We start from the raw sequence: 15,161 nt of genomic DNA, 5'->3' as shown, positions 1-15,161 counted from the left end.
TTTACCTTCAAAGAAAAAACTGAAAAAACCAAAAAATATGAAAAAAGCAAAAGGAAATATTTCTCCAAATTTATAGTATGTCCAAAATCCGCCAAACCCCAGAAAACCAAACATTCCACAAAATCCCCAGTAAGGAGAAATTGTTCTTGAATATCGTTTTTCCCTGCTGTTTTTTGAAAAGACATTTTTAAAGCAGATAATTACTATATAGATAGCATATAGTGCTATTAAAGCTCCAATTACTAACATAGGAATATCCTTGTAAGAAAATACATATTCCGACATATCCATATTTTTGACCCAGCGTCCATCATTGTATAATAGGGAGTAGATTGTACCAACAATAAGCAATAAAGCACACCCTACCCCCATAAAAATAATTTTTTTAATTTGTTTCTTTGACATATTTATCTCTCCTTTCAAATGAGATGTTTTTGTATCTTTATGAGATAAATATATCACTCTGCGTTGTTCGTGTCAATCAAAATTAAGACAAATACATCACTTTTATTTCTTCGGCTGTCCCTGCGGTGTAGGGTTCTGTAGACTGCCTGCGTTCTGGTTACCTTTATTCTTCAATACAATATCCTCTGCCTTTACATACCAGTCCACATCTGCACCCGTATAGGTTTTTCGTGATACCGTATCGGCTACTGGATTGACAAGCTCCACAACTGCATTGTACGGAAATTCCCTTAACGGTACTTCTGGCGGTACAGACACGGGGATAATTCCACCATGCAGACTGCACTTCAAATCATAGATACGCTTTTTAAGCTGGGTACTCGGTGTCCCGTCCTCATTCTGCAAGAACACATCACGCACCGCTGTAAATTTTAATTCTCCAAATGTTTTCTCTTTGTCAATAACAAACCCGTTTGATAATCTCATAAATTCTTCACTCCTTTACTTTTCTTCAACTGCTACAATATCATCAGCAAGCAACACATAATCGGTATGTCCCATATCCCCGATTGCGTAACCTCTGCCGTATAACTTCGGATTGACAAGTTTTACTTTCTGCTCATACTTGAACTGCTTTTCGCCAGCCTGCACGGGAATTTCCACCACAACATTTTCGCCTTTCTGTACGTCAGAATAAAGGTTATAGCTTCGTCTGGCTAAGACCCTGCGGTTATTTTTATCTCTTTCAAAGACTGGCTCGCTTTCGCCTGCAAATTCAAGAGTTCCAAAAGACTGTGCCATATCTGGCACGACATATTTCATTTCCATATTGTTTTACCTCGTTTCTTTCTATTTTTGATAAGTTTTTTGATTGTGATTTCTTATTCTGGCGGTTCGGGAAGTACCAGCAATCCCACCGATAGTAAAGGGTAAAATCAATGCTTACGCACCCTTGACTATCCGTGTTCTTGCAGGTTGTTGGCAGACAAGCCAGAATAAGCAAAAGTCTGCCGTTTGACAGCTTCGGCGGAGAGCGTGATTTTTCTTTCCTCATACCGTTACCGCCTTATGATTTCTTCATTTTACGGCGTTTGTAAAGATATGTTCCAGCCAGTCCACCAGCAGACGCAAGCAACATCACGATAAATGCCATTACATTTGTACTGTCGCCCGTTTTGGGACTGTCGCTAGGTCTGTTAGGCTTTTCTGGTGTCGGTGGTGTTTCGGGTTTTTCTGGTTCTTCTGGCTTTTCCTTAAAAGTAATCGTCTGTCCCTTATCCTCAATATCCTTATGCTCGGTAACTTTCTTCGGCTCGTCTGGATTGCTTAAATCGTACAATTCTTCAAAAGTTACAAGCTGTTTGCCGTCAAGAGAAGTAGCGTCAAAGGTAAAGGCAACTTCCACTTTCATAGTTTCGCTGTCAGCAGTAAAAGTATAATCACTTTCCACACGCTTTCCATTGATAAGAAGCTCTGCATTTTCTTCTTTCAACATCTGCCAGCCCACAAGTTTGTACTGTGTACCGACTTCTAAGCCCTCTAAGGTTACGGTATCAATGATTGTAACGTCTTTTCCAGCTTCAAGCTCTTTGTTGCCGTCCTTATCGGTAGCAGTCGTATGAATTTTGATGATACGCTCTGTGATAAGTACGGTCTGCCCGTCGTCCTCAATGTCTTTATGTTCCGCAACTTTCACGGGTTCGTCTGGATTGCTGAAATCATACAATTCTTCAAAGGTAACAAGGTTCTTGCCACCTAAAGCAGACGCATTGAATGTATAGGAAATTTCCACTTTCATTTCTTCATCATCAGCGACAAAGGTATAATCGTTTTCTACACGTTTCCCGTCAATGATAAGCTCGGCGTTTTCTTCCTTTAACATCTGCCAGCCTTTGAACTGATACTTTGTGCCTTTTGTAAGTCCGTCTAATTTGACAGTATCAACGATTGTTACCTCTTTTCCTGCAAGGATAGTCTTTTCGCCGTCCTTGCTGGTCGCTGTGGTATGGATAGAGATTTCTTTTTCGTATTCATCAGTCAGCGTTCCTAAATCAATCACAAGGTTATTTCTTGATACCACGATTTCAAAAGGTGGGATAAGTTCAAAGCCTTTGTTACTATCAGAGCGTAATTCTTCAATGATGTAGGTATCATAAGGTAATGCACCCTTGCTGTCGTCTGGTTCAGAAGTTCCAAACCACACACCGTCCTCGCTGGTCTTTCCTGCGTTTGTATTGTGCTTATGAGAAGCCCATTCAGCAGAAGTGGAGAATTGCCCGTTATCATCAGTTACCACAACATGATTTTCGCCCGTTGTCTTGCTTGTGATCCTAAAAGGAACATCAGCAAGACGCTTGTGTGTGCCTGCACCGATTTTCACGCCCTCAATATCCCCACGCTTAATCTGATTGTAGATAGAATGGGCTTTGTCGGTTAAGTCCACAATTTTTCCATTTTCTGTGATTGTAAAATCAATCGGTTTTGCACCGTCAGTCAAATATCCGTTTGGAGCTTCACTTTCAACGATACGAAACTTTCCATAAGGTAAAAGGTCGGCAGAAGTAGAAGCGACACCCTCAATATCGGTACGAATTGTCTTTACCACTTCATTTTTCTTGTATAGCTTGCCCTCAACCAAAACAGAATTATCATTTAAGGAAATGATGTCAAAAGCAGTATCTTTCAAAGTGGCACTTCCTTGTGGCTTTGTATCGCCCGTTTCTAAATCTCGTTTCTGAATTTTGACACCGCCACGGATAACCTTGTCTGATACGGAAAACTGGTTACTTCCAGATAATACGGCAAGGTCGCCGTCCTCGGTAATCTGTGTTACATATAAGCCCTTTATCTGTTCGGACTTATCGCCAGCCTGCATATATGCACCCTCTAATAAGTAGCCGTTTGGAGCTTTTGTTTCTTCTATGGTTAGCGTCCCAAGTGGAAGAACCGCCTTGCCGTCCTGCATATAGAAGCTGTCGCCAGATACCTTGTATGCGTCCGCTAATTTTGTGATGTAGTGGGTTGTCCCGTCGCTGTCTGTTTCAGCGATTGTCTTTGTAACCCATGTACGAGTAGCTTCGGCAGGGAGATTGTCTTTGTTATAGAAGCCTGCATAATACTTCCATGTAAATTCCGCACCTGCTAAAGAAGCGTTCCCTTGCGGATTGTCTTTCTGTGTTTCCATGTCAATCTTGAAAAGCTCAATCAAAGTGTCCGTTACTTTTGGCGTATCAGATACGTTCAATGTCGCTGTCTTTCCAGCTTCAATCTTTAAGGAATATACAGTTTTATCTACTTTATATCCTGCTGGTGCGGATAATTCCTTGATATAGACTGTGCCTGCTTTTACCTCTACAACATCTGTATTTCCGTTTTCATCAGTCGTAAGGGTGGCAAGCTGTTTCGTGCAGTCCTTATCAGCAAAGACACCGTATGTTGCACCAGCGATAGAGTAATTCCCGTTACCGTCTGTAATGCTGGTATTACTGGAAGTCTTTTGCAGTTTCGCATTTCCGACATTCAGTTTCGCCCAGAATTGTCCTAATTCCTGCCCCTCGCCAGAGTAGATATAACCGCCACATTCATAGCGTCCTTTATTTTCTTTGACAAAGGCTCTTGCACCAGAGAAAACTTCGTCCTGCGTTGCCTTTGGAATTTCATCATAAGAAGCTCGCACGTTATCACATTGCCAGCCAAGATGTACGCTCAATCTCTGCCAGACTACACATTGTTCCAACAGATAGACTTGTTTATAGTTCAATTCCTTGTGAGCTTCGCCATACTGTTTGACATACTCTAAGGATAACGCCACATCTGAAATCTGGTCGGCACTCATGCGTGAGCTTGCGTCAGCTCTGGTCTTGTAGCCATTCTTAAAATCTGTATTGATGTCAATACAATAGGCAGTTTCGCCCTCGACTTTCATATAGCCCTCATTGAATGTCGAACCGATAGAACCGTCATTCATTACTTTTTCAATGATACCGACACGCTCTGCACTTTCCGTCCAGTATTGCTTACTTTCTGCATGAACGGGTGTAGTCGGTAAAGCAGTAACGACAGTTGCAAGAGCTAAGAAGCCCGTACACAATCGTTTCCATGTCTTTTTCATAAATCTAATGCTCCTTTCATTTTGGGTAATAAAATAGCCGTCCAATAAGAACGGCTGGAAATAGAAAAGGAACGTCATTTTAGGCGTTCCATAATCTATAAAATATTCAATTTTTTATACTGATGTGTTGCTCATCAAAATCTCAAATTAAGGTTATTTGACACCAATTTTGACACCAATTTTTTGTATATTGACGATTTTTGATGAAATGTGATAAATTCATAAAACCCGTGAAAAGCCTGTAAATAGGCACTTTACGGCACTCTATGAACTAAGACAAAAGCTACGCTGTAATAACAAGAGGTGAGTGCTAATATTTTTTAAATTTTTTATTATTTACAAAAAAAGGATTAAACAGAATTGTTAGACTTGACACTATTTTTACAGCAACGTATAATTAAAATCAATACTCAAACGTTTTAATCCGTTTGCGTATATGAGATACAGCAGACGCTGAAACAACTGAACCGAAAACGATATCTGTCAATAAAAGAAAAGATCGCATCATTAGTAACAAAACGACAAACAAGTAAAACAGAACGGCTTACAGCCGGAAAGGATGGTTAAAACTAATGAAAGAACAAAATTATCAGGTCTATGGGTACCGATGGGTAGTATTGGGGATTTACGGATTATGTACAGGCATTATTCAGTTGATGTGGACTACATTCTTTTCGATTACGACAGATTCATGGAAGTATTATGGGTTTACCAACGCAACAGAAGGAGAAAGTGCAATCAGTCTTCTGTCAATCATATTTATGGCAGGTATGATTATCGTTTCTATCCCATCTCTTGCTGCATTCGAAAAATTCGGATTCAAAAAAGCAGTTGGTTTCGGAGTTGTTCTCACAGGAGTCTGTGCTCTGCTGAGAGGATTTTTCGGAGATAACTACACACTGGTTCTTATCATTACCTTCGGATTCGCTATCGCTCAGCCATTCCTGCTGAACTCACCGGGTCTTGTTGCAGGTAAATGGTTCCCTGAAAAAGAACGTGCTACAGCCAACAGCGTCGGACTTCTGTGCAGTTATTTGGGAATGTGTGTTGGTCTTCTATTGACACCGGTTCTTTTGGAATCGGGAATGACAATAAAAGAAATGCTTCTTACATACGGTATCATCGGAGCTGTCGCTGCAGTCTTATTCCTCATCTTCGTAAAAGAAAAACCGCCTACACCTCCCTGTCCTGAAGAACAAGCTATGCGTTCTGACTTTAAAGAAGGTATAAAGTTTGCATTAAAGAAGAAAAATTTCATTCTGGCATTATTGATTTTCTTCTGCATGTTCGGGATCTTCAATACCTTCTTCACTATGATCGAGCCTATTTTAAGAACTCTGACAAATGAAGGTGTTGACGCAACTCAAGTGGGAATTATAGGTGTTATAATCTTAGGTATAGGAATAGTCGGAAGCCTTATCCTGTCCCTGATCTCTGATAAAGATAAGCACCACAGACGACTGCCGTATATGATTGCAGTAAGCATTATAGGCTGTATAGGTCTCGCCCTTTTCTTAGTACTGAAAGGTTTCAGCGGAATGGCTGTAGCCGCAGCTCTCTACGGATTCTTTATTGTAGGAGGTGCTCCGCTCACTCTGACTTTTGCTGCAGAATCCTGCTATCCGACTTCGGAAGGTACTTCAGAAGGACTCCTTATGTTTGCAGGTAATGTTGCCGGAGTGATTTTCCTCGGGGCTTCAAGCCTTTTCGGAACAAATCATCATATGTTGATGGCTGCGCTCATAGCTGTAACAATCATTTACATTATTCTAATGTTCTTTGCAAAAGAGGTTAAATTAGCAAAACAAAAATAATAACTTCAGTAAATATATAAAAAGAAGAGACGCTTAAAGCGTCTCTTCTTTTTTATATTACACAACTTCTCTTTTACATAAAAAGATGTCCCGAAAAAATGGCATGGATAATGGAAGAAATACCCCGCAATATGAGAAATATCCCCAACATCAGATTTATTGCTATAAAGCTGATTACAGGCGCAATAAAGGATAGAATTCCCGCCAAAGCCAGAACCGTTCCCAAAACAGTAAACCATCCCCAGCCATCTACAGCCATGCGTCTGAGTTCAAAAGACTGTACGAATCTCGTAATACCTGAAAAAAGCATCCACATCCCGAAAATAAAAGGAAGAGTCAGTGTAACAAATGTCTGATTAAACAAGATAAACAAAGCCATGATAACGGTCAGAATCCCATCTGCGAGAAACCACCCTGCTCCATACATTATATTATGTCCTCTGGCAAACACCATAATGTCTATAATTCCTGAAACAAGCAGAAAACTCCCAAGAAGAAGAGAAATCGCTGACAGCCCTGCCGACGGACTTCTCAAGCAAATGATACCTGCTATTATAAGAAATATACCTGCTATCATCCACATAACTTTTGAAAAAGTTCTGTTCATAAAAACCAACCTCCTTTATTAAGGTATTATACCCTTATATTTAGCACTGTCAACCACTGAGTGCTAATTCTTAATTATTTACCACCGTTATAAAATCTTTTTCTTGACAATTATCCAAATTCTTACTATAATCTGTAACAAGCTACAGATTGAAGGTGAAAAAAGTGAAAGATACTGACATCGGACATATGCTAAAGCAGCTTGAATCAAAACTGCATACAAGGGCAAATGCTACATTCAGCAAAAGCGAACTTACATATTCTCAGGTTCGCGTATTGAAAATCATATGGAAACATGGAGGACAAGTCACACAAAAAGAAATTGAGAAAGAACTCAAAGTCTCCCACCCTACAATTGTAGGAATTGTAAGACGCCTTGAAAAAAGCGGATACGTAAACTGCCATGTAGATCCCGATGATCGGAGAAATAAACTTGTATGCGGCACAGAACGAGCTTTAAAACACAGAAAATGGCACGATGCCAGAATCCGTGAGACAGAAAAACAGCTTACGGAAGGATTTTCCAGCCAGGAGCTTCAAACTCTCCGTGAAATGCTAAAACGTCTTTATAAAAATATAGAATGACTTTTTCCTTCATAGTAAATTACGGAAAAACCTCAAACGAAAATCTATCATATGTAAAAAACACAGAGGACATAAGTTTGCAAGGACTTGTCCTCTCTTTTACGCCTCAAAGTGTAGCGCGCTACAAAACAAAAAAGGAGTGAGATTATGATAAAAACTTTACTGAAAAGTGTCCGGCAATACAAAAAAGCTTCTCTTGCTTCTCCGCTGTTAGTGACAGTAGAAGTTATTATAGAATGTTTTTTGCCTCTGGTAATGGCAATGGTCATAGATTCCATGAGTGGTAATTCTATGACACCTATTTTAAAATACGGACTCATGTTGGTCATAATGGCAATGTTTTCCCTGCTTTTCGGCGTTCTTGCCGGCCGTGAAGCGGCTACAGCTTCCTGTGGGTTTGCCAAAAATCTGCGACAGGATATGTATTTTAAGATACAGGATTTTGCCTTTGCTGATATGGATAAATTCTCCACATCATCTTTGGTCACAAGAATGACAACAGATGTCACAAATGTCCAGAATGCCTATCAGATGATAATCCGTGCCGCTATACGGACACCTCTTATGATGATTTTTTCTGTCATCATGAGTATGACCATCAATGTAAAAATGGCATGTATTTTTCTTGTTACTATACCTGTACTTGGTATAGCGCTCTTTGGAATAGTTCTCTACGTACATCCTATTTTTAAGAGAATTTTCAAAAAGTACGATGCCATGAACAATTCTGTTCAGGAAAATATAGCCGGTATAAGAGTTGTCAAATCTTTTGTACGGGAAGATTATGAAGCGAAAAAATTCGGAAAGGCTTCTGAAGATGTGCGAAAAGATTTTACTCGAGCTGAAAAAATATTAGCTTTCAACAATCCTGTCATGATGTTCTGTATCTATATGTCCATGCTTCTCATCAGTTATTTCGGAGCAAGGATCATTATCGGAACAGGCGCTGTCAGCTTGACAACAGGAGAGCTTTCTTCTCTCATAAGCTATGGAGTGCAAATACTGGCTGCCATGATGGTATTATCTATGGTTTTCGTCATGACTATAATGGCTGAAGAATCAGCAAATCGTATTGCTGAAGTCCTAACACAGGAAAGCAGTCTACAATCACCGGAAAACGGTATCAGAAAAGTAAAAAACGGAAAAATAGATTTTGAAAATGTTTCTTTCTGTTATTCTAAAGCCAGTAAAAAGAAAGCTCTTTCAAATATAAACCTTACTATTAATCCGGGAGAAACTATAGGCATAATAGGCGGAACAGGTTCAGCTAAAACCACTTTAATACAGCTTATCTCTCGTCTTTATGATGTGACGGAAGGAAGTGTTAAAGTAGGAGGAATAGATGTTCGCAAGTATGACCTTGAAGCCCTTCGTAATGAAGTTGCGGTGGTTCTCCAGAAAAATGTACTTTTCTCCGGCACTATTAAAGAAAATCTTCGTTGGGGAAAAAAAGATGCTGATGAGGAGGAACTGATTCGTGTATGCAGACTGGCACAGGCAGATGAGTTCATACAGCAGTTTCCGAAAAAATATGATACTTTCATAGAACAAGGCGGAACAAACGTATCCGGCGGACAGAAACAAAGGTTATGCATTGCAAGAGCCCTGTTAAAAAAACCTAAAATTCTTATCCTTGACGACTCCACTTCAGCAGTCGATACAAAAACAGATGCCTTGATAAGAAAAGCAATGAGTGAAGAAATACCTGACACAACAAAGATAATTATCGCCCAGCGTGTTTCTTCAGTAGAAGATGCAGATAAAATTATCGTCATGGACGGAGGTCGTATAGCTCAGCAAGGCACTCACCGTCAATTGTTGGCTGCCGACGGCATTTACCGGGAAGTATATGACTCTCAGACACGCAGCAAGGAGGTGGAATAAATGAGCAGAACAAAGGAAAAAAGGAGCAAAGGAAATTTCAGAAGACTTATAGGCTATCTGTTTTCTCATTTTAAACTGCGCCTTACAATAGTATGTATCTGCATCATAATAAGTGCCTGCGCTTCTGTAGTCGCAACAGTATTTCTGCAGAGACTCATCGACGAATGTATAACTCCGGGTATTACATCAGGACTCGAAGCCGTATGGCCTAAACTTATTTCTCTTCTTGGCACTATGGCGGCATTTTATGCATGCGGCGTAGCTGCAGCCTTGATATACACACGCCTCATGGCAACAGTTACTCAAGGAACACTAAAACACATGAGAAATGACATGTTTGACAGAATGCAGACCCTCCCTCTCCGTTATTTTGATACTCATATACACGGAGATATCATGAGTACCTATACCAACGATACCGACGCAATCCGTCAGCTTATCGGACAGAGTTTGCCTCTGATGCTACAGTCTTCCCTTACAGTTATAGCTATTATCTTCATGATGATTTATTTCAGTATATGGCTGACTTTAATCGTAATCTTTTTCATGATCATAATGCTTACTGTCACAAAAAAGCTCGGCGGAGAAAGTTCAAAATACATGATGAAACAACAAAAAGCTCTTGCCAAAGAAGAAGGCTATATAGAAGAAATGATGAATGGCCAGAAAGTCATCAAAGTATTCTGCCATGAAGAAGAAAGCAAAAAAGGCTTCATTAAGCTCAATGAACAGCTTTTTTCAGACAGCCAAAGAGCAAATAAAATGGGAAACGTACTTATGCCTACCCTCGGGAATATCGGTAATCTCATGTATGTATTCATCGCCGGTATAGGAGGAATCATGGTATTTGAAAAAGCCGTAAATATCAGCCTTACAGGAACGGATCTGATCACGGCGGGAATCATCATCTCTTTTCTGAGCATGGCAAGGCAGCTATCCCAGACCATCGGTCAGGTATCAATGCAGGTTTCCTTAGTTGCCATGGGAATAGCCGGAGCCGGAAGAGTTTTTGAACTCATGGATCAGAAACCGGAAGAAGACCATGGATATGTCACACTGGTCAAAGCAGAAAAAAATTCTGAAGGTCAGATCACAGAAACAGATCATGCGACAGGCTTATGGGCTTGGAGACATCCACATTCCTCAGACGGTACAGTTACTTACACCGAACTTAAGGGGGATATCCGCATGGAACATGTAGATTTCGGATATGTACCTGAAAAAACCGTACTTCACGACATAAGTCTTTACGCAAAACCGGGACAAAAAATTGCTTTTGTAGGAGCCACAGGTGCAGGAAAGACTACCATAACTAATCTAATCAATAGATTTTATGACATTCCTGACGGAAAAATACGCTACGATGGTATTAATATAACAAAAATACGAAAGCCTGATCTGAGGCGTTCTCTGGGTGTTGTACTGCAAGATGTAAATCTTTTTACCGGAACAGTCATGGAAAATATACGTTACGGAAAACTGGATGCAACAGATGAAGAATGTATAGCAGCTGCAAAACTTGCCAATGCTGATGATTTCATCACTCGACTTCCCGACGGATATGATACTGTTCTTACAGGAAACGGCTCCAGCCTTTCTCAGGGACAGCGTCAGCTGATATCCATTGCCAGAGCAGCTGTGGCGGATCCACCCGCAATGATATTAGATGAAGCCACAAGCTCAATAGATACAAGAACCGAAGCTCTTGTTCAGGAAGGTATGGATAATCTTATGAAAGGGCGAACCGTATTTGTCATAGCCCACAGACTATCTACCGTCCGCAACAGTGACGCCATAATGGTTCTTGACCACGGACGTATCATCGAACGAGGAAATCATGATGAACTAATCGCTCAAAAAGGCACATATTACCAGCTCTATACAGGAGCTTTCGAGCTGGAATAATTTCAAAACCCAAAAAAGCCATATAAGGAAATTAACCCTTATATGGCTTTTTTTATTTGAGCATGAAGAAATCCAAAAGACGGATCCTGTCCCTTCTGTCTCTCAGCGGATAACTCTCATATACTCTGCCTGCTGAAAGATGGATCACATGATCACAGCACCGAAGGATAAATTCCGGATCATGGGTGACTACAAGAACTGTTCTCCCCTGATCTGCAATCTCATTTACAACATTTGCTACTTTTCTCATATGAAAAAGATCAAGACCGCTTGTCGGCTCATCAAATATTATAAGAGGCTTTTCTGATGCTATAGCTGAAGCTATAGCCACACGCTGCTTCTGTCCTCCCGACAATCCCATGGGATGACACTCTGAAAGCTCTGTCAAATCCATATCTTCCAGCAGCCTTTCAATCTGCTTTTTGTTTTTATTTTTCATGCTCAAAAGAATTTCTTCTTCTACATTTTCTGTAAAAAGCTGATGATTGACATCCTGCATAACCATATAACAAATGTTCAGCCGTTCCTTTGCACTATAAACATGACCATCATACTCAACAGTACCCCGGCAACTTTTTTCTAAGCCACATAGACATCTCGAAAACGTGGATTTTCCTGCTCCATTGTCTCCTATAACAGCTGTAACTTTTCCTGCTGGCAATATCGACTTTCCTATTTGCAGAATTCCGGGCCGATATTTATAAGAAAAAGTCATATCACTTATCACCCAGCGTGAAAATGCTTCAGCTTTTATTCCATGTTCTGTATCTTTCAAAACATCAAGATCTAAAGGCCGCAGCCCCATAACTTCTCGTTGACTTTCCGGCATGGCCTTAAACTCCTGCGCTGTATAATCCCCCTCTATCTTACCATCCTTCATATAAATAACTCTGTCAATGAGATCTGCCAGATAATAAAGACGATGTTCAGAAATAATTACTGTTTTTCCGCAAGATTTAAGAATTTCAAGCAATCTCCGCAAGTCAGATACAGCACATGAATCAAGATTGGAAGAAGGCTCGTCAAGAACATAAATATCAGGATCTATTGCTGCAGCCGAGCCACAGGCAATCTTTTGTTTTTCTCCACCGGAAAGAGAAAAAATACTTCGATCCATCAAATCTTCTATATCAAGCTGGCTGCACACCTGCTGAACTCTCTGTTTTATTTTGGATTCGGACATACCATGATTTTCAGGTCCAAAAGCTACTTCACTGGTAGTATCTACATTAAAAAACTGAGATCTGGGATTTTGAAAAACAGAACCTACTTTAAGAGATATATCAAATAATGATAATCTTTTTGTATTTTTCCCTTCAATATATGCATCTCCCTCCAATTTCCCTTCATGATAATGGGGAATCAATCCATTGAAGATCCTTGTAAGTGTCGTTTTTCCACAACCGGAAACACCACATAGAAGTACAAAGGACCCCTCTTTAATTCGGCAGGACACATTTTTTATAGTCTCATATTTTTTCTTACCGCCTCCCGCCAGATAAGAAAAAGAAAGCTTTTTGCACTCTATCATTATTTTTACCCCCTTGTAATCAGAACATATATCTGAGCAACATAAGCACCTGCGCAAACAAAAAGAATAAAAATATCTTGTATATGAAATCCTATATCGCAGACATTAGTTCTCTTTATAGGGCCTCCCAAACCTCGTGTGAGAGCAGCTGCACTGAGTTCCTCACCGATCCTAACCGAACAGATCATCATAGGAACAAGTCGATATTCCAGTATATGCCCTGCCCGTCTGTATCCCAAACCGATACCTCTCATTTTCATGGCATCTCCGATACAGCTCCATTCTTCCGCTACTGTGGGAAAGAAACGGAACATCACCGACATAGGCATCGTAATAAACCGAGGCATATGTAACTTATCCATAGCGTCCATGAACTCACTTACAGTGGTATCAGTTACTAATAAATACCCCATAACAATTCCCGGAGCAAACCTGAGTAGTATCCCAGTGATGGTAACAGCTATATAATTTACCGGACTTGGCAGCATGGATAAAATAAACAACTCAAGACACAGACTTCCTCCGAATATAACTATATATATGACCGAAGCCTTGCGTTTGCCAGATGACAGCAGTAAAATCAGCGGTATAAATGCTAAAATTATTATGTAATACTGCATTATTCCCTCATATGATCCTCCCAGAATAAATATTGAAATAGTTATGAGTACTGCCAATTTAGTTCTGGGATCTAAAATAATACTGCTGCCATCTCTGCAGCTTGCCAGAAGTTCTTTTGCCATCACGCTATACCTGCTCTCTCAAAATGTTTTTTGAATATCCTATAACCTATTATTCCTCCCGCTATACCGCTTATAAAAGATGCAGCAAGAAGAACCGGCAATATCCAGTCAGGCATATAACTCATGAGAGTATCAGCATACTCCTCTCCATATCCAGGCAATAGATTCTGATAATAGTCTGCTCTTGTGACTACTATAGGTATAAATGCTCCTATAACCCACATAGAAAAAAGGCCATGAGTCAGAATCTCCCTTTTATAATTTTTATATCCACAGGCTTTAAGCGCAAGATCAGACAGAAGACCAAAAACAATTCCTGTAAGAATACACCAATATCCCATGCCTGTAATCAACATGATTATGCCCAATAGCAGACCGCTGACAGTGATCATACCAAATTTTCTTATCTTTGAAAAGAAAAGCATCATTGGGATTCCTCCCACCAGCGGTACTATGACACTGATGAGAGGAATAAAAATCGGTATAAATCCTATAGATGCGGCTGCAAAAATAACTATAAAGTATATTGCAGTGAAAATACCAATATTAATAAAATCCTTTCCCTGTAACTTGTTCATTTTAAAATTCCTCCCGACATAATTCTTTTAATTTAATTAGATCAAGCTAACTCTAAAAATCATAATATTATAGATAGCCATATACGTCTATGCTCATATCAGTTATTTGACTCCAAATAGCACTCAGTTTTCCATATTATCAGATTAAGATTGACCAAAAATTCTATCTTGACTATAATGAAAGATATTCTTTTAAAAGAGGTGAACCAATTTGAATGATATGCTCAATAATATACTTGAAAACAGCGATAAACTCCCCGGAGTTACTCTTAAAAACAGCCCGAACAGCAGAAAATTGCTTCTTAATCATTCAGAGGGAAACGGAAAAATGATTTTCCATACCATCTTTCCCGGACTTACCATTGCACTCGTATACGCAGATACGTTCATCTGGCCTGAATCAGAATCCAATCAGAAATTTCATCCTCTTCTTCTCAATTACTGTCTCTTCGGAAGATGTGAACTGCTTCTTGATGACAATACCTATGTCTATCTCCAGGAAAAAGAATACTGTATAAGCTGTCAGTCAGCTCAAAATAAATATATTTTTCCCACCGGAAAATACAGAGGTCTGAAAGTATATTTTGATCTTGATACTTTTACTGTTTCATGCAAGGAAATATTGGAAGCATTTGATATAGATTTATGGAAACTGCAAAGAAAATATATAGAGAAAAAAAATACTTATATATGCGAAACAGATGATACAGAAAGAAATATATTAACAAAACTATGGAAGTTTTCAGAAGAAAGTTCCTATTTTCATATGAAGTTATATCTTTTTGAGCTGCTTTACTATATGCTGATATCCCAGTCCCACACCTCAAAACGGCGAGGTTTTTATACAAAAACGCAAGTAGAAATAGCAAAAAAAGCACATCAGATTTTAACATCGGATCTAAGAAAACATCTTCCTATACGTGTGCTTGCCAACGAGTTTTCTGTCAGTGAAACAAGTTTAAAAAATTATTTCAAAGGCGTATACGGACAAAACATATC

12 protein-coding genes and 1 pseudogene are annotated in these 15,161 nt (G+C 39.5%); 5 read left to right on the top strand and 8 right to left on the bottom strand.

Translation table 11 applies throughout. The features are described from left to right. From ACLR96_RS09280 to ACLR96_RS09265, 4 genes and pseudogenes are all read right to left on the bottom strand, one after another. Positions 1–405 (bottom strand): annotated as a pseudogene (locus tag ACLR96_RS09280) (hypothetical protein); the annotation flags it as partial. A 102-nt stretch (positions 406–507) separates the two neighbouring features. Then, the gene (locus ACLR96_RS09275; protein ID WP_412265725.1) at positions 508–891 is read right to left on the bottom strand and encodes a YdcP family protein; all 384 of its coding nucleotides are present in this window, start codon (positions 889–891) and stop codon (positions 508–510) included. A gap of 15 nt (positions 892–906) precedes the next feature. Continuing rightward, complete coding sequence (locus tag ACLR96_RS09270) at positions 907–1,233, bottom strand: YdcP family protein (RefSeq protein ID WP_412265723.1); 327 nt, start codon at positions 1,231–1,233, stop codon at positions 907–909. A 238-nt stretch (positions 1,234–1,471) separates the two neighbouring features. Next, positions 1,472–4,516, bottom strand: a complete 3,045-nt coding sequence (locus ACLR96_RS09265) for an SrtB-anchored collagen-binding adhesin (protein ID WP_412265721.1) — start codon at positions 4,514–4,516, stop codon at positions 1,472–1,474. Positions 4,517–5,088: 572 nt separating this feature from the next. On the opposite strand from ACLR96_RS09265, the gene ACLR96_RS09260 reads away from it, so the two are divergent. Further along, complete coding sequence (locus ACLR96_RS09260; protein ID WP_177269097.1) at positions 5,089–6,330, top strand: MFS transporter; 1,242 nt, start codon at positions 5,089–5,091, stop codon at positions 6,328–6,330. A gap of 73 nt (positions 6,331–6,403) precedes the next feature. Here the strand turns inward: ACLR96_RS09260 and ACLR96_RS09255 are convergent, their stop codons facing one another. Beyond that, complete coding sequence (locus tag ACLR96_RS09255; protein WP_177269095.1) at positions 6,404–6,937, bottom strand: DUF308 domain-containing protein; 534 nt, start codon at positions 6,935–6,937, stop codon at positions 6,404–6,406. A gap of 164 nt (positions 6,938–7,101) precedes the next feature. Here ACLR96_RS09255 and ACLR96_RS09250 point away from each other — a divergent pair, with 164 nt between their 5' ends. The 3 genes from ACLR96_RS09250 to ACLR96_RS09240 all read left to right on the top strand — a co-directional run bounded on the left by ACLR96_RS09250 (position 7,102) and on the right by ACLR96_RS09240 (position 11,310). Then, entirely contained in the window at positions 7,102–7,521 is a 420-nt protein-coding gene (locus ACLR96_RS09250) for a MarR family transcriptional regulator (protein WP_177269093.1), read from the top strand. A gap of 147 nt (positions 7,522–7,668) precedes the next feature. Beyond that, on the top strand, positions 7,669–9,405 hold the full coding sequence (locus ACLR96_RS09245) for an ABC transporter transmembrane domain-containing protein (RefSeq protein ID WP_177269091.1): 1,737 nt from the start codon (positions 7,669–7,671) through the stop codon (positions 9,403–9,405). Beyond that, a complete protein-coding gene (locus ACLR96_RS09240) occupies positions 9,406–11,310 on the top strand; it encodes an ABC transporter ATP-binding protein (RefSeq protein WP_412265715.1) in 1,905 nt (634 codons plus the stop codon). It begins immediately after the preceding gene. A gap of 52 nt (positions 11,311–11,362) precedes the next feature. Here the strand turns inward: ACLR96_RS09240 and ACLR96_RS09235 are convergent, their stop codons facing one another. The 3 genes from ACLR96_RS09235 to ACLR96_RS09225 are packed head-to-tail and all read right to left on the bottom strand — an operon-like array spanning position 11,363 to position 14,162. Next, complete coding sequence (locus ACLR96_RS09235) at positions 11,363–12,841, bottom strand: ATP-binding cassette domain-containing protein (protein ID WP_177269793.1); 1,479 nt, start codon at positions 12,839–12,841, stop codon at positions 11,363–11,365. 5 nt (positions 12,842–12,846) lie between these two features. Beyond that, positions 12,847–13,584 carry an energy-coupling factor transporter transmembrane component T gene (locus ACLR96_RS09230; RefSeq protein ID WP_177269795.1) on the bottom strand — a complete coding sequence of 246 codons (738 nt, stop codon included), beginning with the start codon at positions 13,582–13,584 and terminating at the stop codon, positions 12,847–12,849. Continuing rightward, a complete protein-coding gene (locus tag ACLR96_RS09225; RefSeq protein ID WP_177269797.1) occupies positions 13,584–14,162 on the bottom strand; it encodes an MptD family putative ECF transporter S component in 579 nt (192 codons plus the stop codon). Before ACLR96_RS09225 ends, ACLR96_RS09230 begins: the two co-directional genes overlap by 1 nt. A 211-nt stretch (positions 14,163–14,373) precedes the next feature. On the opposite strand from ACLR96_RS09225, the gene ACLR96_RS09220 reads away from it, so the two are divergent. Then, positions 14,374–15,161: AraC family transcriptional regulator (locus ACLR96_RS09220; RefSeq protein WP_412265712.1), on the top strand; the 788-nt coding region annotated here is incomplete at its 3' end.

Origin of the sequence: Lentihominibacter sp., from assembly GCF_046951855.1 — a bacterium.
Taxonomy (GTDB): domain Bacteria; phylum Bacillota; class Clostridia; order Peptostreptococcales; family Anaerovoracaceae; genus Lentihominibacter; species Lentihominibacter hominis.
The sequence above is the reverse complement of the archived record's forward strand: the minus strand, read 5'-3'. Positions and strand labels throughout refer to the sequence as shown.

Coding starts and splice junctions, on each gene's coding strand:
- ACLR96_RS09275 (WP_412265725.1), bottom strand. CDS start 891: ATGAGATTATCAAACGGGTTTGTTATTGACAAAGAGAAAACATTTGGA.
- ACLR96_RS09270 (WP_412265723.1), bottom strand. CDS start 1,233: ATGGAAATGAAATATGTCGTGCCAGATATGGCACAGTCTTTTGGAACT.
- ACLR96_RS09265 (WP_412265721.1), bottom strand. CDS start 4,516: ATGAAAAAGACATGGAAACGATTGTGTACGGGCTTCTTAGCTCTTGCA.
- ACLR96_RS09260 (WP_177269097.1), top strand. CDS start 5,089: ATGAAAGAACAAAATTATCAGGTCTATGGGTACCGATGGGTAGTATTG.
- ACLR96_RS09255 (WP_177269095.1), bottom strand. CDS start 6,937: ATGAACAGAACTTTTTCAAAAGTTATGTGGATGATAGCAGGTATATTT.
- ACLR96_RS09245 (WP_177269091.1), top strand. CDS start 7,669: ATGATAAAAACTTTACTGAAAAGTGTCCGGCAATACAAAAAAGCTTCT.
- ACLR96_RS09240 (WP_412265715.1), top strand. CDS start 9,406: ATGAGCAGAACAAAGGAAAAAAGGAGCAAAGGAAATTTCAGAAGACTT.
- ACLR96_RS09235 (WP_177269793.1), bottom strand. CDS start 12,841: ATGATAGAGTGCAAAAAGCTTTCTTTTTCTTATCTGGCGGGAGGCGGT.
- ACLR96_RS09230 (WP_177269795.1), bottom strand. CDS start 13,584: ATGGCAAAAGAACTTCTGGCAAGCTGCAGAGATGGCAGCAGTATTATT.
- ACLR96_RS09225 (WP_177269797.1), bottom strand. CDS start 14,162: ATGAACAAGTTACAGGGAAAGGATTTTATTAATATTGGTATTTTCACT.